Origin of the sequence: Geminisphaera colitermitum TAV2 (assembly GCF_000171235.2) — a bacterium.
In the GTDB taxonomy this organism is placed as follows: Bacteria; Verrucomicrobiota; Verrucomicrobiia; order Opitutales; family Opitutaceae; genus Geminisphaera; species Geminisphaera colitermitum.
Genome location: NZ_ABEA03000153.1, coordinates 1 through 21,936, shown reverse-complemented (window position 1 = coordinate 21,936; position 21,936 = coordinate 1). Strand labels below are relative to the sequence as shown.

General features: G+C 55.4%; 20 protein-coding genes. 4 read left to right on the top strand and 16 right to left on the bottom strand.

Features of this window, described 5'->3' with window-relative positions:
- Window positions 1–89 precede the first annotated feature (89 nt).
- The 5 genes from OBACDRAFT_RS17175 to OBACDRAFT_RS17155 form a co-directional block, all read right to left on the bottom strand.
- Window positions 90–875: an MlaA family lipoprotein gene (locus OBACDRAFT_RS17175; RefSeq protein ID WP_043587771.1), complete on the bottom strand. Its 786-nt coding sequence runs from the start codon at window positions 873–875 to the stop codon at window positions 90–92.
- On the bottom strand, window positions 872–1,510 hold the full coding sequence (locus tag OBACDRAFT_RS17170; protein WP_052362182.1) for an MlaC/ttg2D family ABC transporter substrate-binding protein: 639 nt from the start codon (window positions 1,508–1,510) through the stop codon (window positions 872–874). Before OBACDRAFT_RS17170 ends, OBACDRAFT_RS17175 begins: the two co-directional genes overlap by 4 nt.
- A 180-nt stretch (window positions 1,511–1,690) precedes the next feature.
- The gene (gene mlaD / locus OBACDRAFT_RS17165; protein WP_052362181.1) at window positions 1,691–2,188 is read right to left on the bottom strand and encodes an outer membrane lipid asymmetry maintenance protein MlaD; all 498 of its coding nucleotides are present in this window, start codon (window positions 2,186–2,188) and stop codon (window positions 1,691–1,693) included.
- Window positions 2,185–3,048, bottom strand: coding sequence for an ABC transporter ATP-binding protein (locus tag OBACDRAFT_RS17160; protein WP_081722157.1), 864 nt, complete (start codon window positions 3,046–3,048; stop codon window positions 2,185–2,187). The genes mlaD and OBACDRAFT_RS17160 overlap by 4 nt, the downstream gene beginning before the upstream one ends.
- 230 nt (window positions 3,049–3,278) lie before the next feature.
- The gene (locus OBACDRAFT_RS17155) at window positions 3,279–4,055 is read right to left on the bottom strand and encodes an MlaE family ABC transporter permease (protein WP_043587770.1); all 777 of its coding nucleotides are present in this window, start codon (window positions 4,053–4,055) and stop codon (window positions 3,279–3,281) included.
- A gap of 678 nt (window positions 4,056–4,733) precedes the next feature.
- Between OBACDRAFT_RS17155 and OBACDRAFT_RS17150 the strand changes: the two genes are divergently transcribed.
- Complete coding sequence (locus OBACDRAFT_RS17150) at window positions 4,734–5,369, top strand: glycosyltransferase (RefSeq protein ID WP_232767320.1); 636 nt, start codon at window positions 4,734–4,736, stop codon at window positions 5,367–5,369.
- A gap of 35 nt (window positions 5,370–5,404) precedes the next feature.
- On the opposite strand, the gene OBACDRAFT_RS26865 is transcribed toward OBACDRAFT_RS17150, so the two are convergent.
- The 8 genes from OBACDRAFT_RS26865 to OBACDRAFT_RS28440 all read right to left on the bottom strand — a co-directional run bounded on the left by OBACDRAFT_RS26865 (window position 5,405) and on the right by OBACDRAFT_RS28440 (window position 13,544).
- A complete protein-coding gene (locus OBACDRAFT_RS26865) occupies window positions 5,405–6,472 on the bottom strand; it encodes an alpha-1,2-fucosyltransferase (RefSeq protein ID WP_081722156.1) in 1,068 nt (355 codons plus the stop codon).
- Between the two features lie 30 nt (window positions 6,473–6,502).
- Window positions 6,503–8,683, bottom strand: coding sequence for a glycosyltransferase (locus OBACDRAFT_RS25685; protein ID WP_052362180.1), 2,181 nt, complete (start codon window positions 8,681–8,683; stop codon window positions 6,503–6,505).
- Between the two features lie 72 nt (window positions 8,684–8,755).
- Window positions 8,756–9,910, bottom strand: coding sequence for a glycosyltransferase (locus tag OBACDRAFT_RS25680; RefSeq protein ID WP_157837153.1), 1,155 nt, complete (start codon window positions 9,908–9,910; stop codon window positions 8,756–8,758).
- A 13-nt stretch (window positions 9,911–9,923) separates the two neighbouring features.
- Window positions 9,924–10,643, bottom strand: a complete 720-nt coding sequence (locus OBACDRAFT_RS17135; RefSeq protein WP_043587768.1) for an ABC transporter ATP-binding protein — start codon at window positions 10,641–10,643, stop codon at window positions 9,924–9,926.
- The gene (locus OBACDRAFT_RS17130; protein WP_081722154.1) at window positions 10,636–11,433 is read right to left on the bottom strand and encodes an ABC transporter permease; all 798 of its coding nucleotides are present in this window, start codon (window positions 11,431–11,433) and stop codon (window positions 10,636–10,638) included. Before OBACDRAFT_RS17130 ends, OBACDRAFT_RS17135 begins: the two co-directional genes overlap by 8 nt.
- Window positions 11,433–12,467 (bottom strand): dTDP-glucose 4,6-dehydratase, encoded by a 1,035-nt coding sequence (gene rfbB, locus OBACDRAFT_RS17125; protein ID WP_081722153.1) that lies wholly within the window; start codon window positions 12,465–12,467, stop codon window positions 11,433–11,435. The genes OBACDRAFT_RS17130 and rfbB overlap by 1 nt, the downstream gene beginning before the upstream one ends.
- On the bottom strand, window positions 12,464–12,979 hold the full coding sequence (locus OBACDRAFT_RS25675; protein ID WP_052362178.1) for a GbsR/MarR family transcriptional regulator: 516 nt from the start codon (window positions 12,977–12,979) through the stop codon (window positions 12,464–12,466). Before OBACDRAFT_RS25675 ends, rfbB begins: the two co-directional genes overlap by 4 nt.
- 133 nt (window positions 12,980–13,112) lie before the next feature.
- On the bottom strand, window positions 13,113–13,544 hold the full coding sequence (locus OBACDRAFT_RS28440; RefSeq protein ID WP_157837152.1) for a hypothetical protein: 432 nt from the start codon (window positions 13,542–13,544) through the stop codon (window positions 13,113–13,115).
- A gap of 280 nt (window positions 13,545–13,824) precedes the next feature.
- On the opposite strand from OBACDRAFT_RS28440, the gene argC reads away from it, so the two are divergent.
- The 3 genes from argC to pyk all read left to right on the top strand — a co-directional run bounded on the left by argC (window position 13,825) and on the right by pyk (window position 16,955).
- Entirely contained in the window at window positions 13,825–14,844 is a 1,020-nt protein-coding gene (gene argC / locus OBACDRAFT_RS17105) for an N-acetyl-gamma-glutamyl-phosphate reductase (protein WP_043587760.1), read from the top strand.
- A 76-nt stretch (window positions 14,845–14,920) separates the two neighbouring features.
- Window positions 14,921–15,382 (top strand): hypothetical protein, encoded by a 462-nt coding sequence (locus OBACDRAFT_RS17100; RefSeq protein WP_043587758.1) that lies wholly within the window; start codon window positions 14,921–14,923, stop codon window positions 15,380–15,382.
- 130 nt (window positions 15,383–15,512) lie between these two features.
- A complete protein-coding gene (gene pyk / locus OBACDRAFT_RS17095) occupies window positions 15,513–16,955 on the top strand; it encodes a pyruvate kinase (RefSeq protein WP_043587757.1) in 1,443 nt (480 codons plus the stop codon).
- 326 nt (window positions 16,956–17,281) lie between these two features.
- On the opposite strand, the gene OBACDRAFT_RS17090 is transcribed toward pyk, so the two are convergent.
- From OBACDRAFT_RS17090 to OBACDRAFT_RS26860, 3 genes are all read right to left on the bottom strand, one after another.
- Window positions 17,282–17,908 (bottom strand): DUF2238 domain-containing protein, encoded by a 627-nt coding sequence (locus OBACDRAFT_RS17090; RefSeq protein WP_043587755.1) that lies wholly within the window; start codon window positions 17,906–17,908, stop codon window positions 17,282–17,284.
- Window positions 17,909–17,938: 30 nt separating this feature from the next.
- Window positions 17,939–19,348 carry a glycoside hydrolase family 1 protein gene (locus OBACDRAFT_RS17085; protein ID WP_043587754.1) on the bottom strand — a complete coding sequence of 470 codons (1,410 nt, stop codon included), beginning with the start codon at window positions 19,346–19,348 and terminating at the stop codon, window positions 17,939–17,941.
- 89 nt (window positions 19,349–19,437) lie between these two features.
- A complete protein-coding gene (locus tag OBACDRAFT_RS26860; protein WP_081722152.1) occupies window positions 19,438–21,882 on the bottom strand; it encodes an alginate lyase family protein in 2,445 nt (814 codons plus the stop codon).
- Window positions 21,883–21,936: the final 54 nt, after the last annotated feature.

Genomic DNA, 21,936 nt, shown 5'->3' with positions numbered 1-21,936 from the left:
AAATGAGGTGAAGGCGGTGGTGTGTGTGGGGGGGGAGGGGAGCGACGCTTCGCGTCGTCCGGCGGCGGGGACGCCGCCGCTCCTTGGGTTCACTTTTTCACCTCGGCTTCGCGGTATTGCAGGTAGGCGTTGCGAACGGAGAGGTAAGGGTCGATGGCGTTTTGCCGGGGAGCGTCGTAGGTGCGCAGGAGGTTGGGCGTCTCGTTGACGACGTTGAGGGTGTCGATGGCAAGGCTGGTCTCCCAGTTGTTGAGGAGGTCTTTGGTGTCGTTCCAGACGAGGGGGTTCAGGTAATAGTCACCAACGAGGCCGACGGTGTCGCGCAGGGAGCCGGGTCCGAGGATCGGGAGCACAAGATAGGGGCCGGCTCCGATGCCCCAGCGGCCAATGGTCTGCCCGGTGTCCTCACGCGGGATGTCGGCCAGCGAGGGGACTTCGTCGGAGAGTTTGATGAAGCCGCCAAGTCCTCCGATGGTGTTGACGAAAAATTTGCCGGTCTCCTGGCCCGCACGCTTGAACTTGAACTGGAGGACGGAGTTCACGAAGCGGATGGGGAATTTGATGTTTTCAAAAAAATTGGAGAGGCCGCCGCGCACGGGCTCGGGGACGACTTTGGTGTAGCCTTTGGAGATGGGGCGCAGGACGTAGTCGTAGAGGCCGTCGTTGAATTTGAAGGTGAGCCGGTTGAGCGGCTCCAGCGGATCGAAGACGGTGAGGGTGGCGTATTCGTCCATCTCCTCGACGATCTCGGGGTCGGGTCGGGCGGGGGTTTTCTGCGCGTGCGAGGCCGTTGGTGCCAGGGCGAGGGTCGTAAAGAGGAGCGCGAGTGCGAGGGCGGGGCGGACGGAGAGGGGATGTGCGCGGTGTGATTTCATGTTGATTCGGCGATTACGGGCTGCTGCAGGCTTTTCTCAAGGGAGCGGATGACTTCGTCGGCACCGCCTTTTTTGTAGAGGGGATCGAGTTGGGCGCGGTAGTTGCCAACCATGCTGACGCCTTCGATGATGAGGTCGTAAACGCGCCAGTTGTCCTCGGAGAGTAGTTCGACGCGGTAGGTGACGGAGTAGCGTTTGCCGGCGTAGGTGACGGAGCTGAGGAGTTCGCGGCGTTTTTTGTCGAGGGTAATGGTGGAGGCGTAGGTGATGGTGGGACGGGCGCCGGGTTCGAATTTGTCGGAGTAGCTGCGGATGATGAGGGTGGTGAGGAGTTCGGTGGCGCGTTGTTGTTGTTCGGGGGTGAAGTTGCGCCAGCCGGGACCGATGGCGCGGCGGGTGGCGCCAGTGAAGTCGAAGTAGCGTTCGAGGATGGGGCGGAGGCGTTCGTGAAGGGGCTGCGTGCTGACGGTGTCGTAGGCGGTGGCGAGAACTTGATCCACGGCGGTGCGGATCATCTGCTGGGGATCGGATGCGCCGGCGGCACGGGCGGCAGGAAGGAGGGCGGCGACAAAGGAGGTGACACCAAAGGCAGCGAGGGAGAGAAAGCGGACGAGGGCGGAGCGGCGGTGGTTCATGGCAGGTGGTGATTCTGGTTTAATGGTTAAGGAACTTCTGAAAAATCTTACAGGTTTGAACAGCCAGGAAACGAAGATAACGAAGAAGATCCAATACGCGAAGCTCTGATCCGCCGCCCCCTCCCCCCCCCCCCCCCGTCTTCGCCCGTTTTCTTTTTCGTTATCTTCGTTTTCTTTGGTTCAATGGATAATGGGTTTGTTGGTTTTGGCGGGGGCGGGTTCATCCGTTTTTTTGTCCACGGAGCCAAAGGCAAAGCGGCTGATGAGTCCTTCGATATCGACGGCGGATTCGGTGTCGGTGATGCGCTCGCCGGGAGCGAGGTGGGTGTCGTCGGCTCCGGGCGCGAGGGCGATGTAGCGGTCGCCAATGAGGCCGCTGGTCTTGATGGCGGCCATGGTGTCGGTGGGGAGCTTGAGGGTTTTTTGCAGGCGGAGGGTGACGATGGCGTTGTAGTCGGAGTCGAGTCGCACGGATTCAACGCGGCCGACTGAGACGCCGGCGACGATGATGTTGCTGCCGGCGTTGATGCCGCCGGAGTTGGCGAAGCGGGCTTCGAGAAGGTAGGTGCCGCCGCCAAGGAGGGTGCCGGAGCCGATTTTGATGGCGAGCCAGGCGATGGCCACGATGCCGACAAGGACGAAGGCGCCGACGATGAGTTCGAGTTTGGTTTGTTTCATGGCGTGTGGTGAGCGGTGCTGGCCGGGACGGGGGGGGGGGGAGGCAGGGCGGCGAGGGTCTGGCGGAGGGCGTCGGCGCTGTCGCGGAAGGCGTGGACGGCGTCGTCAGTCGAGGCGAGAAATTCGGCGGGTGTGCCTTGGAAGCGCATGGTGCCGTCGTCAAGGAGGGCCACGCGGTCGCTGGCAACGAGAGCTTCGGGGATGTCGTGCGTGACGATGACGGCGGTGAAGCCAAATTGGCGTCGGTACTTGGCGATCATCTCGAAAACGGAGTTGCGGCGCAGGGGATCGAGGCCGGCAGTGGGTTCGTCGAAGAGGACGATTTCGGGGCGGGTAACGATGGCGCGGGCGAGGGCGAGGCGTTTTTGCATGCCGCCGGAGAGTTGGCTGGGGAAGTGGTGGGCGGAGGTTTCGAGTTCGAGTTGGCGGAGGGCGTGCAGGCAGCGGTCGCGGATTTCGCGGTTGGGGAGGCGGGTGGTTTGTTCGAGGGGGAGGGCGACGTTTTCGTAGGCGGTGAGGGAGTCGAAGAGGGCGTTGCTCTGAAATTGATAACTGCAACGGCGGCGAAATTCGGCACGGGCTTCGGGGTTGTCTGCGTTGAGGGGACGGCCTTCAAAGCAGATTTCGCCTTGGTCGGGGCGGACGATGCCGGCAAGGCATTTGAGAAAGACGGATTTGCCTGTGCCGCTTTTGCCTAGGATGGTCACGAGGCTGCCGCGGGGGACGGTGAGGCTGGCTCCGGAGAGGACGACGTTTTTGCCAGCATCGAAGCTTTTGTGTAGTTGGCGGACGTCAAGAAAGGCGGCGGGGGGGGGGGGGGGGGGAGGAGGAGCGGCGGGAGTGGCGGTCATGGTGCTCATGGGGCGTGGTTGATTGGTTCCGTGCGGGTTGGGTGGCGACGGAGAACGTTTAACATTAAACGCTTAACATTTAACATTAAACGTTGGAGGGAATTCTGCTGATGGGATTTGTTGGGGAAAACAGACTGCTTTCGATGCTTTCATTGAGTGTTAAGTGTTAAGCGTTGAGTGTTAAATGTTGATTGTTAGTCAGTTATTCGGCCTTGTGCAAAGGGATGGGTCGTTTGACGTCAGACGAGGAAGGAGGTGATCACGTAGTCGGCGGCGAGAACGGTGATGCACGAGATGACAACGGCGCGGGTGGTGGAGGCTCCAACGGCGCGCGCTCCGGTGACGCTGCGACGGCGGTGGGCATTGAAGCCGTTGTGCGCGCAGATGGCGATGGTGAGGAGTCCGAAGATGGCGGCTTTGAGAAAGCATTCGCGGACGTCGCCCCCTTGCACGGCGGCGTCAATCGAGGACCAATAAACTCCGGGTTCGAGCGGCAGGACGACGGAGCCGGAGAGGTAGCCGCCAAACATGCCGATGAGACAGAAGAAGGCGGTGTGTATGGGGTAAACAATGAGGGCGGCGATGAGGCGTGGGGAGATGAGGTAGGCGTGGGCGTCGGCCCCCATGGTTTCGAGGGCGTCAATTTGTTCGCTGTTGCGTTGGATGCCGAGTTCGGCGGCGAGGGCGGAGCCAGCCTGGCCGACGAGCATGAGGGCAGTGAGGACGGGGCCGAGTTCGCGCACGAGGGTGAGCGAGACAAGGGTGCCGAGCATTCCGGAGGCGCCGAAGCGGTTGAGGACGTGGTAGCCTTGGAGTCCGAGGACGAGGCCGGTGAAGAGGCCGACAATGAGGATGACGGGGACGCAGCGAATGCCTTGTTCGTAGATGGCGCGGAAGATGCGTCGGCTGAGTTTGCGCGAGCCGATGGCCGAGGTGAACGCCTTGCCTGTGAACTGGGCGAGGTCGCCGAGTTCTTGAATGGTCAAGAGTGTGTGATTGCCAAGGGTGCGCAGCATGTGGATGGCCGGTAGTCGAAAGTCGAAAAGGGATGGAGTGTGGAGTGGTGTTCGTCTGGGAGCAAGGCGGGAGGGGGGGGGAGTAATTGAAAGTGGTATGATTATCTGGGAGCGCCGGGCCCCAGTCCGGCATCGTGTTGAAGGCATCCGAGTGAGAGGGCGACGCTGCGCGTCGTCTGCCGGGTTGGGGCCTAGCGTTCCCAGAGGCGCATTCGCTGATTTTACACAACTTTCAATTACACACGGGGGGGGGAACCGTAGCACGGCCAACTTGGCCGTGAGTTTTTGGAGTTGGCCGTTTGTTGATCAGCTGGAGATTCTACAAATCCATTTTTTAACCGCGAATATTCGCAAATGGATGCGAATAAAGATACAGACAGCGGATTCATTGGTTTTATTCGCGTCTATTCGCGTTCATTCGCGGTTGGTCTGTTGGATTGGGAAAAGAATTTTTAGGACCTCCTCGGTAAGTTTCGGGCTCGCCGCTGATGCTCTGGCTTGTTGCAGTTTCCGAAAAATAATGAGCAACCAATGGACGACCAATGAGCAAACTAGTTTTCAAGTATGCCTAAGATGAGAGCAGCATTAGTGACATTGGCCGTGGGGGAGGTGCCGGAGGTGCGATGGTCGCATCCGATTTTTCGGGCGTATGCGAGAAGGCATGGGCTGGATTTTGTCGTGATCGACGAATGGCGGGTGCGGAAGGGCGGATGGTTCACCCCGAAACGCAAGCGGGCCCAGTTCGAAAAACTGCAACTGCACCGGTTGCTCGGGGAGTACGACCGGGTGATTTTTTTCGATGCGGACATCCTGATTCATCCGGAGTGCCCGAACCTGCTGGACCTGGTGCCGGACGATTGCCTGGGAGCCGTGAGCGACGAGCAGGCGGACGGGGGAGGGGAGACATGGAAGCGGCGCGACGATCTGGATCGGGCGCAATGGGCTCTGGGTATGTTGCCTGCGGAACGGGTGGCGGAGCCGTATTTTAATACCGGAGTGATGGTCGCGTCGCGGACCTGCCGGGCGGTGTTCGATCCGGAGCGGCGCTGGCCGCCAAAGGGTCGCTGGAGGGAACAGACGGGGATCAATTACAATGCCCGAAAAGATGGGGTGCAGGTGAGGTATTTAGGGAGAGAATATAACTTTGCCCCGATCGAGCCGGACAGCTGGCGCAATCACGGAATCAGACTAGGCGGAAGGGTGAGCGGAGCATTGGTGGTGCACTACGCAGGGCTGGCAGACCGGCCGCGTATGGCGGAAGATGCAGAGTGGTTTCGAAACCAATGGGGAATGAATGAGAATATCAATCCCTAGTGACCGATTTGGACGGAATATTTGGTGACATTACTCTACTTGGGAGATTTTGGAGAATGAACACTGAACCTGTTAAGAGAGTATTGTGTCACATTCGGCTCATCGTTCACGTCGATATAATCAGATTCTTCCGGAGATATAAGCAAGGGATCAGGGAAAGCGCATATCTGTGAGGCCAGCCAGCAAAAGTAACCAACAGACCTGACAAATGCTTTACATGCGCTCATCCGATGTAAATCGTTAAACATGTTGTTCAAATCAACTGACTCGTTGTAGTGTGTCGTGATTGCGTCGTCATTGAATTGCAATGATTTTATATACGGGAGATCGTCGCTAAATAAAAATACGTCGCACTTGTTCCATTCGTTTTGCGTACAGATTTTGCGGATTGCTCGTAAATAATAATCACGCCTTACCGTTTTGTTTCGTCCGCCGCCGAGGTGATACGCTATGTAATCTCCATGTCGGATATGCACGCAAATCGTATGCGGTAGTGCGCGAATTTTATCCGCCTCTTGGCTTGCTTTTCTCCCGATTAACGAACTTGGTTGCAAGAGAGACTTTATATCATTGGCAATTGGGAGGAGCGGCCTTGGCGGGATCCCCATTAACAGTCCGCAGTGTTCATTGATTGGAAAGGACGATTCTTTACAATTACAGGATATGTATTTCTTGTTTGACTTGTATGTTTCATAAATATTGTTTGGCAGCAGCGTGAATCTTGTTATTGGAAACTTTTTTCCGTCGTCGAAGGGAATATTTGTGAATGGCAACCAGCAGATGCGCGAGGGCGTTTCTGGTGTCGTGTCGGCGCGTTTTGCTATTATATCTATTAATTCCCTCATTTCCGCTGCCGTGTGTATTTTCCCGGAATGGAAATCGGGTGGGAAATAATCTCTCAAATCAATTAGGACTAAATATTTGAATGGATTTCTGCGGAATCTAGCAAGCAAAAAATTGTAGATGCGAACTTGATCACAATAACCACCTGTTATTTCATATATCAGATAATTGTCCTTGTTGGCCATGTCCTTGTCATTTTTATACATTGTGCGGACGCGCCTGTTGTGAATAAATATTTGCCAGTGTTTTTTTAAATTCATTTTTAGTAATTGATTGTTGATTATTTAGTGTTAGTCGACAATCTTCAGAAATTTCAATAAATTATTCAACGCTGTGATTGGTTTAATGTATTTCCTATAGATGAATTTGTTCAACGAAGGTAATTTTTGAGAAGTAGAAGAAAAATTTGTTGATGATGGTTTAATCACTCGGCTCAGTAATTCTTCGTAAAATGGTAACTGCCGCGCATATTCCCACCAGTTATAATGCTCGGGCATATGTATTTTTTGTAGTGGTTTTGGCTCAGCAGCGAAGTGTAATATCTTGGATTCCGTCGTGGTGTCCCTGTTTGCCATCGCAAGAGAGACTCGTTTGTTCCATTCAAAGCCCAGCAGCAAAACCTTGCCGTACAAAGCTGAATTTAACACGTTTTGGTCCATGAAAAATTTTGTATTTTTCGCTGCCGCCGCAATGAATGTTTGCTGTAGATTATCTGTTCTGATTTTTTCCAAGTCAAACACCATCACTCCAGAGTTGAAATACTGGCTGATGTCCGTCACGCCTAAAACATCACGCAGATAAACATCAATGTCTCTATAAGCCGCAACATTTTTAATGGTTTCCGTTGATATTGCCAAATCCGGAACTGCGGCGCACACATTGCCATCCAGATTCATGTTGAATAACTCGGCGACATCCGATTGTGCGATCAAATCACAATCTAAATATAATACTTTTGCATACTTTTCCAGTAATTCCCCTAAATACAATCGGACATATGCTATTCGTGAGACCATACTCCGCATGAAAAAACTAGAAATATCTTTGTCTTGCAAATAATCTCTCACATTCACAACGCGTAAGGACACATTTTTTGCATGTTTGATTCCATCAATCCATTTCAGATTGGCTGGTGACAGTCCCTCGGTCAGAATCAAAATATCGTAGTTATTCTCAGTGCTAGCAGTTGCTACTATAGACTTTATTGCAACACAAAGGTATGGCACAAATTTGTCATCGCAGTTGAATGCAATATTAATACAATTTCCTGCGAATGCAGGATGAATGTCGATTTTGTTTTTCTTATAAAAACCGTGCGCATTATATTCCAATGGAGAGGTTCTGTCTTGAAAATTAATGGTTTTGAGTGTTATTCCAAGAAAAGAATATTTTAGTCCGGAGGCGCTATATGTTTTCATGATTAGGGGGATACCCATGAGGCCAATATGATTACAAGTTCCTCCGAATAACCAGGTCCCCCATAATATTGAAAAGCGCTCAATGCGTTTTGCTTGCAGCATTGCGTTATTATAATCCCTGTGTGAAACAGCCCTCAATAATGGTGATTGTTCAAAGTAATCTCTTCCAACTTTATTAAGTAATGTGGAAAATAGATCAAACGCCCTGATTATTTCATCATCGCTGTAGGATTGTGATATGACAAATGCCAAGGCAACACACATTTTCCTTATTATTATATCCCTGTGTTCATAGTCGAAAAGATCATTTCTGATCACAAAATCCATGACACACTCCATCGCATAAAAACAGTCGTATTTTTTATTGTTTTTTCGCTGTTTATACATTTTATCCATGATGGAGTTCTCTGTGAATACATAATTATATAGTATTCTATCCAATCCGTAGTAGGTTCCGGCGCTAATCAGGTACTGAGTCATAAACGCGGTGTCGTCATGCTCATATCCGGTTGGGAAAGTGATGCCGAATCTGTCTATAATATTTTTTCTGAGAATCTTGTTCCAGAGAAGAATATTTATTTCATCCCGAAGCTTCGCATCCAGAAAGAAACGGCCAATCCATCTCAAACGATGATATTTTAACGTTGAGTGTTTCCATCTTCTTTTGTCAATGCCGCCGCTCATTATATGTTTGCAATCACACATCACCAAATCAACCATTCGGCTTGTGATTGCCTTGTGCATTTCCGCACACATGTCTGGCTCATACCAGTCGTCGGAGTCGCAGAACATGATGAATTCGCCTTGTGCGTTGTCCAGACCCATGTTGCGGGCAGCGGCGGGGCCTTTTATTGGTTGTAAAAAGTATTTTATGCGCGGGTCTTTTTGGGCGTAATTTTTGATGATTCCGGCGGTGGTGTCGGCAGAGTTGTTGTCAACGACCATTGCCTCCCAGTTCCCATAAGTTTGCGCAAGGAGTGCGTCGAGGCAGCGTGCGATGTATTTGTCCGCGTTGTAGGCGGGGATGATTATCGAAATCAGGTCTGTTTCCATTTTGTTCTCTTCTGTTTTGTTGTTTTAAAAAAGCGTGCGGATATGTGTGCGTGGAGGAGGGGCGTAATTTTTCTATTTTTTCAATCTTTGGGAAGATTGTCTGACGACGGGTAGAAAACAAAACAATAAATAGTAAACTCCATCGTCTCTTCTTTTGATTTTCAAAAGCGGGATGAAACCAAACAAATACATAAAAACAGAGTTTCGCCATTTATTCACTTTGAAGAGTGGAATGAAATTGAACATCTTAAAATGATAGCAGATATGATTGCGCTGATTAAACCGCATAAATAGCCCAACCTCGTTTTCATCTGACAGCAGTTGCACCAATCCGTCGTCAAATTGTTTGTTGAATTTTTCTTTAAATTTGCATCTGTTATAAAGTTTGATTGCCTCATGCGTTAATAGTATTTTCCCTTCAAAAGAATTGCTACGGTTAAACAGGGAGAACAAAGGGTGACGAAATTGCACTGCGAATAATAGCAGATATTCGTCCGGGTTTGTTATGTGTTCGTCTATAAAGTCTATAATCAGATTTATGCCGTGGATAAAGTTGGCCAGTTTCTCTTTTCCATATATTTCTGAATCGAGCGAGCCCTCTCGCCGAATGTAATGGTATTTTGTTTCAGAGACAAGATCTATTCTGTTTGCCAATGCGGAGCATTTAACTAAAAAGACGATGTCTTGGTTGACAATGATTCCGATAGGAAAATCAATTTTATTTTTTTTCAAAAACTCCCACCTATAAATCGCGCTCCAAAAAGCGGAGTGGAAAATTAGTTTATTTTTCGCTATTTCGTTGTGTTTGGGGCCAAACGCGCGTGTGCGTCCATCATAATCTTCTACGACCGCTTCACCTTTCACAATGTCAGATTTTGTTTCAGCGGCACAAGAATAGAGTTTTTCGTAGAAGTCGGGGTCAACAAAATCATCGGGATCAACAAATCCGATGTATTCGCCGGAGGCAATCGCCAGTCCTTGATTGCGGGCGACAGAGACACCGCAATTCTTTTCAAGCGCAATAATCTTTATGCGAGAATCTTTCTTTTCGTAGTCGCGAAGAATTTCCAAGGAGTTGTCTGTCGATTTATCATCAATGCAAAGGATTTCGATTTCTCGTAATGTTTGCCCGAGCAAAGAATCCAGACAACGCTTTATTTCGCCTGCCACATTGTAAACAGGGACAATCACGGAACATAAAATGGAATCTTCTGGTTTCAAAATCAAGGGAATGGTTTTGTTAGAACGTATATTTATGGACATTCTTTTTGTAAAAATCCATCACTTCATCTGGTTTTCCTTCGGCGAGAATAGTGCCTTTTTCGAGCCAGACGACTCTCGAACAAAGTTGTTGGGTGGTGATGGCAGAATGCGTGATAAGAACAACCGTCCTGTCTCCTTTGAATTTTTCTTTCAGAGCGGTGGAGGATTTTTCAGCGAAGACTTGGTCTCCTACGCCCAATACTTCGTCTATGAGAAAGATGTCGGGGTCTGTCTCCATCGCGACCGAAAATCCGAGTCGGACGTTCATGCCCGAGGAATAAGTATAGACTGGGTAATCAAAAAACTCACCGAGGCCGGAGAACTCGTGAATGGCGTCGAGGCGCTGGTTCATGTATTTACGAGTTTTCCCCATGAGAAGGCCGTTCAGGATGGCATTTTCACGTCCAGTCAGGATGCCCTCGAAGCCTACGCCGAGTGAGAGCAGTTGGATTTGGGTATCGGGTTTGCGCAGGGTCATCTCGCCTTCGTCCAGATTGTAGATACCGGTGAGGACGCGCAGGAGGGTGCTTTTACCGCTGCCGTTGCGTCCGATGATGCCGAGTTTTTCGCCCTCTCGGATGTCGAGGTTGAGGTTACGCAATGCCCATATTTCCCGCTTTGTTTTGGAGAAGAGGGTTCTCAGCGGGCGGTAGCAGACGCCAGCATTGCGCAGGGTGATAATAGGTTCGTCAGACATTGGTGAGTTTCAGGATGCGTTTGTCATAACGGCGATGCAGGGACCAGGCGATTGCCAGCAGAACAAGCGTCGCAATGGCGGGCGGGATGAGTAGTGAGAGGGGGGGGGGGGTATTGCGCAGGATGACCGCACGTCCTGACTCGATAAAAACCGCCATCGGATTCATATAAAACCATTTCTGCAAATCGGCTGGGATTTTGTTGGGGTCGTAAAATATGCCTGAGAGAAAAAATAACATGCGGAAGACAGAGCTTAATATGGTTTGGAAATCATTCCAGAGCGTGACGGCGATGGAGATGGGAAATGTGAGAGCAATAATGAAGGATAATTGTGTAAAAAAAAGGAGCGGAAGATATGTCCAATTGAGATTGGGTGGATGTCCGAAGGCTGTCGCCAGTATCCAGATAATCACGGAAACGCATAAAAATTTCCATGTGCTGACCAATGTGGAGACAAGCGGGAATAGATATTTGGGCAGGTTAAATTGGTTGAGGACGTGGAATTTGGCTTTGATTGCTCCGGAGCCGATCATGACGGAACTTTCAAACCATTGCCAGAGGATCATTCCGATGAGTATGCTAATAATAGTGTCAGAACCTCTTTTCCCGGTGATTTGAGAATAGGCTATATAGAAAACAGCGGTGCTTAACAAGGGCTCCAATAGGAACCATAGATAGCTTAAATAGCGCTGGCGGGCTTCGGATTTGATACCCGCGATGGTGCGATATAGAACGATGTCCCTAAAGCGTTCCAAAGTGTGCCAGCGATGTTGAATGTCACTTTGCTTCATTATATTGTTTTTCGAGGAAAAGTTTTGGCGAGTTTGCCCAGATACCAGCTAGCTGTTTGTTCAAGTGTAGTGGTGAAGTTTTTTTTGGGTATCCATCTAAGTCCACTTCGGATTTTCTCGCAATTGATGGCGTAGCGGCGGTCATGTCCGGGACGGTCAGTTACGTGAGTGATTTGTTGTGCGTAAGATGCCCTGTCGGCTCTTGGAGCCATGCGATCCAGAATTGAACAGATGCTCTTTGCCATATCAATATTGGTTTGTTCATTCGAACCTCCAATATTATAGGTCTCTCCAATGTGGCCTTTTTGTAAAACGAGCCAGATTGCGGTCGTGTTGTCTTCGACATGTATCCAGTCACGTATTTGCAGTCCATCACCATAAAGTGTGATCGGTTTTCCTTGGAGTGCGTTGATAATGGTTCGGGGTATGAGTTTTTCCGAGTGTTGGTAGGGGCCGTAATTGTTGGAACAATTGACTGTAAGGACTGGTAGGTCGTAGGTGCGGTGATAAGCCCTTACCAAGTGATCACTGGCGGCTTTGCTGGCGGAGTAGGGTGAGTTGGGTGCGTAGGGAGTTTGTTCGGCAAAGGGAGGGTCTTGGGGGCCTAAGCTTCCGTAAACTTCATCGGTCGAGACATGCAGGAAGCGGAAGGTGGAGCGTCGGTCGGCAGGTAATGCGTCATAGTGCTTAAGCGTGGCATTGAGGAGGTGCAAGGTGCCGACAACATTCGTTTCGATAAAGGGTTGGGGTGCGGCGATGGAGCGGTCCACATGGCTTTCGGCCGCAAAATTGATGATGGCATCAATAGCGTGCTCAGCGAGCAGTCGCGCCACGAGCGTGTCATCGCCGATGTTGCCATGCACGAAAACGTACCGCGGATCGCTGGCTAGATCAGCCAGGTTGGCCGGGTTTCCTGCATAGGTAAGGGCATCGAAGTTGACGAGCTTGCGCAGCGGTGAACCGTCCTCGGTGAGCCGTTGCCGGATAAAATTGCTGCCGATAAAACCGCAGCCGCCAGTGACGAGTAATTTCATGGGGTGGTCTGATGTTCTGCGAGGCCTTTGACTAGGGAGAGGATGGGGGAGGCTTTTTTACGCCAGCGGTCGATGGTTTCGAAGCGATGGGCGAGGTGGGGGGGGCCGGACTCGGCAACGGTGGCGGCGAGGGTGGCGCGGCGGCGACCAAGGTCTTCGAGTTGGGGGAGGACGCGGGCGTTGAGCAGGAGTTTTACCAGAATGCCAAGATCGGTCTGGAGTTGGTAGTGGTCCTTGCGACTGGCGATTTGATGGGCGGGTTTGATCGCCCCGATGTCTTGCAAAACCTTGAGTCCTTGGCCGGCTCCGCTGCGGCTGAGGCCGAGTTTTTCCACGATGTCGTCAGCGCTGAGCGGTTGTTCGGAGAGAAATACGAGGCCGTAAATTTCACCGACCGAACGGGGGAAACCGAGTTGCAGGGCCACTTGCACCCAGAAGGAGATGACCTCGCGGTCAAATTCCTTACGGGCAACGTCGGCAGATGCGTCGGTGATTGGCTGGCTTTGCGGCATTTGCAGTTGTTACAATTTTTTTTGTAAAAAATGCAAGCACGCGTTTTGACGAGATTATGGTGTGGGAACTGGAGCGGCTCAAAGCGGATCGGCAAGGAGCACTACGCGCCGGGTAAAAACCTGCGAGTGTTGCTCAACAATGCTCCACCATGTCTGACCGGGGAATCGGCCGGCATCTTCTTCCTCGTAGGTCTGGATCATGGTGAAACCTTGCGGGGTGAGGATGCGGATGAAAATTTCCGCCACGGCAAGGATAACCACAATCGATGTTTCCAAGGAGCAGGGCGAGGCCGCCATGCGGATGGGCTCCGGGAGCGCGGGTGCTGGCGGCGTAGCTGAAAGGGGGCGTTTTGGTTGATTGTCCGGCTTCGGGCGTGCCGTTGACATCGCGTCGGCAGGGGAAAACTTCACGCAGGGTGCCTCCAGGGGCGCGTTCGTAGAGGCGGACGCCGAAGTCAACGACTTCGGTGGCGATGAGTTGCGCGGCATTGGGGCGGGTGATGTTGCCAGTGTTTTGTTCGATACCGGAGCCGCTATTGTAGCCGGGCGTGGTGGCGGGAGACATCAGGAGATCGTAACCGACTTCAAAGGTGGAGTTACCAATCGTGGAGGTGTTGCCGTTGTTGAAAGGGCGGACTTCGGAACGGAACAGGTAATTGGCTACGGGTAGGATTTACTTAAGTGTATGATGCGTGAATGGATTCAATGGTGCAATATGACGGCGTCAACCATATCATTCATGGGACGTGGCGTTAGGATATTTGAGACTGCGGAGGAGAAATGTTTGCCGAGGCCGTGCGCGTGCGTGAGGTTCGGCCTTCGTTGCTGCAACAACCACTGCACACATGAAAACCAAAGTCTTCGTTGATGGACAGGAGGGGACCACAGGTCTCCAAATCTTCGAGCGCCTTGCGGCTCGCGCCGATGTCGAGGTCATTGCGATTGATCCCGACAAACGCAAAGACTCGGCCGCCCGCGCCGCCTGCCTCAATGCGGCGGATGTGGCGTTCCTGTGCCTGCCTGACGCAGCTGCGAAAGAGTCGGCGGCGCTTGTCACCAATCCGCGCACCTGCGTGATCGACGCCTCAACGGCGCATCGCGTGAACCCTGCCTGGGCGTATGGTTTGCCCGAACTTGGCCCGGCCTACCGCGACGCGATCAGCACCCCGCGTCCCTCCAAGCGCATTGCCAACCCCGGATGCCACGCGACGGCGTTCCTGCTGGCCGTCCGTCCCCTGGTGGCGCGCGGTTTGGTGCCGGCGGACTTCGCGCTGTCGGCATTTTCAATCACGGGCTACAGCGGCGGCGGGAAAAAAATGATCGCCGACTACGAGCAACAACCCGCGCCCGCCAAGTTCGCCAGTCCGCGGCCCTATGCGCTCGGGCTTGCGCACAAACATTTGCCCGAAATGCGGGTTCATGCGGGCCTCGTTTCGGCGCCGATTTTCAACCCGGTGGTCGCGGCGTTTTACAAAGGCCTGGCCGTGACGGTGCCGCTCCCGCTCGCCAGCCTGCCGGGCAGACCGACCGCCGCCGCGCTGCACGCCGCGCTGACGGAGGCTTACGCGGGTGAACGCTTCATTCGCGTGCTGCCCTTGGGCGACGCCAGCGGAGCGGTTGCGGCTGCAGGGGGGGGGGGGGGGAGGACCGCTGCGCTCGATGAAGGTTTTTTTGACGTGCAGGCATGCAATGACACCAACCGCTGCGACCTCGCCGTCTTCGGCAACGCGGACGGAAGTCAGGCGGTGATTATCGCTCGGCTCGACAATCTAGGCAAAGGTGCCTCGGGCGCGGCCGTGCAGTGCATGAACCTGCACCTTGGCCTCGACGAAGGCGCGGGACTGGATTCGCAGCCAGAATCATAACCCCCTCCCCCCCCCTCCCCCCCCCCGGAAAAAATTCCCTCGCCTGTCTGCCGGAAGCCCATCCCTTATTCCCGCCATGAAGGTTTCGTTCTCGACCAAGGAATATTCGCGTTTGCTGGAGCTTGTCTGGCTGGGCATGCAAACCACGGTGGCGCGTGACGGCCAGGAGACGGCTGCGTTGCGACGTTACGCGGAGATCGAACAAAAACTGCTCGATCTGGCGGCGACATTTGGCTGTTCGGACTTGGTGACCGTGGGCAGCGACGGACGTCTGGCCCCCTCGGAAAAACTGCACAACGACGAACGCCTGCGAAAAATCCTGGGCGACTACGACAACGACACCTTCTGGCACGAACTCGTGACGCGCCTTTCGGACCGCGATCTTTCCGCCGAGCAGGCCCGGCATCACGCCTCGGGCAAGGGCGGACCTCCCATCAATGCCGATGATCGCCTCAAACAACTGGAGGACAGTTACTGGGAGGAATTCGAGAAAAACGACCTGGCGAACATGGTCTTGATTCGCGGCGCGAAGGGGTAGGCGAGCCGCGAGCGCAAGGCGGAAGACAGCAAGACTGTTGGCACACAGTCTGCGCTGGCGTCGGGGACCATGGACGCACACCTTGCGCGTCCGTTTACGATTCTCTACCACAACCTGCCACTCACACATTATGTTCAGCCAGCAGACAGACGCATCCATCCGACGCACCAAAATCGTTTTCACGCTCGGCCCCGCCACCGAGTCCGAGGAAATGCTCGAAAAGCTCATCCGCGCCGGTGCCGACGTTGCCCGCCTCAACATGGCCCACGCCAACCACGAATGGACCCGCATGATCATCCGCCGCATCCGCGAGGTTTCCAAGCGGGTTGGCCGCGAGATCGCCATCATGATGGACATCAAAGGACCGGAAATCCGCACCGGCGACGTCTCCTCTCCCATCGAACTCAAAGCCGGTGAAATCTTCGACTTCACCATCCGCCCGGGGGCCGCGCAGGACAGCTCCGAGGAAGTCCGTTCCGTGGACGTCAATTACAAGGACCTCGTCAACGACATCCGCGTCGGCGACACCGTGCTCGTGGACAACGGCCTCATTCGCCTCGAAGTCCTCGAAAAACAAAACACCCGCATTCGCTGTCGCGTGCTCATCCCTGGCGAACTCAAATCGCGCCGCCACATCAACCTCCCCGGCGTGAAGGTCAACCTGCCCTCGCTTACCGAAAAGGACAAAACCGACCTCGCCGTCGGCCTCATCGAAGGCATCGACTTCGTGGCGCTCTCCTTCGTGCGCGAGGCGGCGGACATCCAGTTGTTGCGCGACGTGCTCCACCGCTACAAGTCGCGCGCCGGCATCATCGCCAAGATCGAAGACCAGTCCGCCATCGCCAACCTCGACGAAATCGTGCGCACGACCGATGCGCTCATGGTCGCGCGCGGCGACCTCGGCATCGAATGCCCGTTTGAGGAGTTGCCGATCATCCAGCGCCGCGCCGTGCGCATGTGTTTCGACTACGGCAAACCCGTCATCATCGCCACGCACATGCTCGAATCCATGATCGCCTCGCCCATGCCCACGCGCGCCGAGATCACCGACGTGGCCAATGCGGTTTACGAAAAGGCGGACTGCGTGATGCTTTCCGGCGAGACGACCATCGGACGCTATCCGTTGGAATGCGTGCAAATCCTCGACAAAATCGCGCGCCGCATCGAAAGCGAAGGACCGTTCGAGTTGCTCGATCCCGAAACGCTGGAAGGCGACAAGATGCGCCTGCTCCAGTCCGCCGTGCACCTTGCGCACGACCTTGAGGGTGCGGCGTTGCTCACGTTTACGCGGCGCGGTTACATGGCCGCCGGCCTTGCCGCGATGCGTCCGGCGTGGGCGCCGATTTATGCCATGACCAATTCGCCCGAGACCCTGCGCAACCTGCGCCTGGTGCGCGGCGTGGAGCCGTTCATGCTGGAACTCGCCGCCGACCCCAACGAGACCATCGACCAAGCCATCACATTGCTCACAACCAAGGGGCGCGTGAAGCCCGGCGACAAGTTGATCGTCGTGACGGACATCCTCTCGCACGAGCGCCTGGTGGACAGCATCCAACTCCGCACCATCCGATAAAACCGCGCAACCGCGAACGGATGCGTACCGAGCGCAGCGACAGTCTGACATGTTCGCGAATAAAGACAGGATTTCCCGCAACGGCGCGACGGTCGCAACGGCCCAATCTGAACCGTTGCGGGCGTTGCGAGCGTGGCGGGAAATCCCGCCTCCTGCCTGACAGCCGAACCATTGGTTCTTATGGCAGACTGTCGCTGATAGAGCATTTAAAGTTGAGATGTAGCCGTTGTCTTAACGGTAGGGAGGCCTTTGTGCCCTCGGCCGAGGGCACAAAGGCCTCCCTACCAGGTATCAAATGGCTACAGTTTAAATGAAACTGCTCTATTTTACGTCACCGTAATTTTTCTCAGCGCACGATTGTGTATCCGTGAAAGTAACAGCAGCGCGATGATCGCGCCGAACAGGGCAAAGGCCATGTCGCTTTGCGTGTCCCACGGGTCGCCTTGGGTGCCGAGGAAATCCTCGGCCGCCGTGCCGGTGAGCACCGCCGCCGCCCACTCCACAAGTTCGTAAAGAGCACTGAACGCCAGACACACGCTGGTGACCAGAGGCGCAAGCCAGCGGCTCGCACGGCCGTCACCGCGATCGGCGAGAGGCGAGGTGCGCAATAAAATTTCCCTCGTCAGAATGGCAGGCACAAAACCCTGCACGAAATGGCCGAGTTTGTCGTAGTTGTTGCGCGTTCCGTCGGTCAGATCGCGCAAGCAGTCGAAGAGCGGCACGCGAGCGTAGGTGTAGTGCGCGCCGACGAGCAGAATCACGCAATGCAGCCAGATCAACACGAGCAACAGCGTGGTGAGCGGGAATTTTTTGTGGAAGGCGGCCACGAGCACGCCGCCAATCACGACAGGCGCGGCTTCCAGCCACCAGGTGAAGCGATCATGGGGCGCGATCCATGACCAGATCATGACCGGAGCGAGCAGGACAAAAAATACGAGGAGGCGGCGATCCATGTCGCCAAGGACTAAAGGGAGCCCGTCCGGTTAAGCGAGGCCGTTGTCACGCATCACGCCGGCATACCAGCGCGCACTGAGCTTGGGGGTGCGGCGCTGGGTGGCGTAGTCAACATGCACGAGACCGAAACGGATCGCGTTGCCCGCGGTCCACTCGAAGTTATCCATAAACGACCAGTGAAAATAACCGCGCACCGGCACGCCGTCGGCGATGGCACGGTGGAGTTCGAGGAGATTTTCGCGGAGCAAAACCTGGCGGTGAACATCAAGGACTTCGCGTCGTGAGTTTGGTGAATCGTCGCCAGTTTCGATGACGTGCTCGTTGATGTAACCGCAGCCGTTCTCGGCGATATAGATGGGATGCGGGCCGTAAACCTCGTGGTAAAAACGCGGTCCCCAATAGAGCGATTGCGGCGTGATGTGATGCCAGTCGCAGTCGGTCTTGGCGAACGGTGCGGAGAAGGGAACACGTTCGGGGTGCCCATCATGACCGGCGCGGACGAAGTAACCGCTGTAGGCGTTGAAGCCGAAAAAATCGGTGGGCGACGAAATTAGTTCAAAGTCGCCGGGTGCGATGTGCGGATGATCGGCGGGGTCGATGATGCGCCGGTAAGTATCGGTGTAGGCACTACGATGAAGCGGTTCGAGCACGCGGATGTTGTCCACGACAAATACCTCGCGCGCGGCGGCGATGTCGGCGGCGCTGGAGGGATCGAGCGGGATGGGGATGCGGGGGTTATCGGCCATGCCGACGAGGGCGCCGGGCGCGCCGTGTTCGCGGACGGCGCGAACGGCGTGGCCGTGCGCGAGGAGCGCGTGGTGGTAGGTTTGATTGACGATTTGCTCGGGTTCGCGGAGGCCGGGCGCGTTGCGTCCGGTGCCGTATCCGTTGCGCGTGAAGGAGAAGATTTCGTTAATTGTGAACCAGTGCCGCACGCGATCGCCGAGGGCGCGCACGAGCGTGTCGGCGTAGTGGGCGAAGGCGTCCACGGTCTTGCGCGAACGCCAGCCGCCATGACGGTCTTCGAGAGCCTGCGGCAGATCCCAGTGGTAAAACGTGACCCACGGAGTGATGTCGTTGGCGTGGAGTTGGTCGATGAGGCGTTTGTAGAAATCGAGTCCGGGCTGGTTGGGGGAGGGGGGGGGGAGGGTAGTTGAGATCTCACTACCGTTTGGGAAAATGCGGGGCCAGCAAACGGAGAGCCGGTAATGGCGGATGCCGAGTTCGCGCATGAGGGCGATGTCTTCCGGGTAACGGTGATAGTGGTCGCAGGTGCGGGCGGGGGAGTCGCCGTTGCGGATTTTTCCGGGGATGGCAGCGAAGTGGTCCCAGATTGACGGGCCTTTGCCGTCGGCATCGGCCGCGCCTTCGATCTGCGTGGCGGCGGTGGCGGTGGCCCAGATGAAATCGGGAGGAAACGTGACGGGCGTGCGTGACATGGGTATTTGGATACGTAATCGGGTGAAAAATCGGTCGAAATTGGCGCGGCGGTCCCAGGCGCTGCCGCGCCGGTGTGGTGATTGGCGTGTCAGTTAGTGGCGAGACGGGCGATGGTTGACATGGTTTCGCGCTGGATGTCGCGGACTTGTTGCATCACACGGGCTGTCCGGGCGCGGGCGCTTGTCGGGTCTTTTTGGATACGGATGAGTTCGGCGGCGAGGGTTTCGCCGGTGATGGCGGGATTGTCGAGGTTGAGCATCCAGTCGCCTAGTCCGATGTCGGGCCACATCTGGCCTTTGTTGGTTTCGGTCGCGGTGGGGAGGTAGAGCGAGGGGACGCCGGCGGCGGCGGCGATGATCGGCGAATGGCATTCCATGCTGAGCAGGGCAATGGCGTCGCGGTAAACGGCGGCGGCTTCGTCGGGCATCCAATAGCTGTCTTTCCAGACTACGTTGCGGCGGATGGTTTCGGGGAGTTTGTCGTAAACTTCGGTTTTTTCGACTTCGACCTCGAAGGTCATTTCGGGGCAGAGGATGACTTTCAGGCCGGTTTCCTGAACAAAGCGGGTGATGGCGTCGCGGATTTTGCCGAGGTCGTTTTCGACGTGTTGCGCGTTGTAGGCTTCGCGGGCGAGGTCGTTGGCGGTGGGGGTTGTCTTGCGAATTTTATAGTAGGGGGCGAAGCGGGTGCGGGCGATGACGCAGATGTAGCGGTCTTTTTCGAGGGCGTTGGCGCGGAGCCAGGCGGCGGCGCGGGTGGTGTCGTATTGGTTGACGCCGAAGACGGCGTCGGGAGCAAAGCCGAGGATGGGTGTAGTTATTTTTTCACGACGGAGGTAATCGAGGCTGGCGGTTTCGCGGGTGTAAACGAAGGCGGCTTCGTTGAGGATGTCGCGTTCGAGGGGGGAGAGGGGTTTCTTGCCGACGAATTTGGCGAAGGCGGTTTCACGGTCCACGGTGACGCCGTAGAAGCCGTAGGGGTGGTTTTTCAGGTCGGCGGCGTGGTGTGTTCTCCAGGCGGCAAAGGCTTTGGTGGCAACGGCGCTGTCAGGGGCGGAACTGCAAAGGAAGAGGTTGGCGCGGTCGAAGGCGGAGCGAACTTCGGACGTGGACGGGCGTCCGTCGGCATCGAAGTCGCTCTGGACGATTTCGACGTTGGGAAACTGGCGGCGGAGGAGGGGTTCGACTTCGCCGCGGATGTCGGCGGGCCAGAGGATGAGGCGGGCGTCGGGGATGTGGGTTTGCAGGAGCGTGAGAATGCCGGGCGTGTGGGCGATATCTCCGATATTGACGGTCTGCCAGCCGGAACGAATGAGGATGACGGGGGCGTTCGCGGTGGTCGTGGTTGCGGGGGATGCGGGATTGAGTTTTTCCAGAAAGGCCACGGTCTTCGTCAGGCCGGGTGTCTGGTAGATTTCGGCGGCCTGGCGGAAGAGGGAAAGCATGGAGCGTGCGGTCTTGCGGTCGGGAGTGGTGTGACCGGGCCAGTTTTTCTCCTCCCGGAAAAATGGGGAAAGATAATCGAACAAGTTTTCGAGCCGACGACCGTTGGCGGCTTGGTAACGCCAGAGGTCTTCACCGAGGTAATCGCCGCAGCGGGCAACCGTGACGAAGGCTCGCAGGGCATAGGTGGTGTACATGAGGGAACGAACGCGCTTCATTTCGCGCGGGAGACCTCCGTCAGGCGCGATCTGGTTGGCGATTGCGCGGCGGGCGAGGGTGAACGCGAGTTTCGCGCGGTCGCGGTCACCGGTATAAATGGAGAATCTCGCCACCTGCGCGGCATACCAGACGCCGTGGTTGGAGGCTTCAGCCGACTCTCGTTTGCCGAAATCGCTTTCCAGCAACCAAGTGGTGTAATCACGAAACCAAGCGCGCAGGGCGTCGTTGTCCGCCGGGGTCCAGCTTGGGGAGAGGGCGAGGAGGTTGACGTAATCGACCATGCGCACGAGCACCACGCCTTCGATGATGCCGATGGGCATGCCGTCGTGGACGCCGGGAAGCGCGGACGCGTATTTGAAATTTGGATTCATCCGCGTGGCCGGGGCGATGAACCATGCTCGAAGCAGGTCGGCGGCTTTGGTGGCGTATTTTTCCTCGCGCGTGAGGTGCCAGGCGTCGGCGAGGGTGTTGATGCGCTCCACGGTGAGGTTGTAACGCACTTTGTCGTAATCGTCGCCTTTGGCTGCGGGGTTTTCTGGGCCGTCGCGGCGGAACCAGGGCATGCCGTCGGGTGTTTTCGGGTTGGGCCAGGCGTATTTGCCGATGGCGTAGAAATCGTGTTTGTCGCCGGAGGCGGGCACCGCGTGCTTGTCCATGACGGAGAGCGCGGGCTGCGTCAGTGCTTCGTCGGCCTTGCGGAGGAGGCTGGCGTGGGACGCGCGAGCGGAGGTGTCACCGGCCCGGAACGCTTCGCTGTCGCGGAGAAGCGTGGCATGATCAAGCGTGGCTAGGAAGGGCGCGTCACCGGCAAGAGCACTGGCGAGGGCGAGCGGGAAGGCGCAGGTTAGGAGGGTGAGAACGGGTCTGATCATGTTGGAATCAAGAATCGTAAATTAAGAATGAGGGAGCCGGGGGGGGGGGGGGGG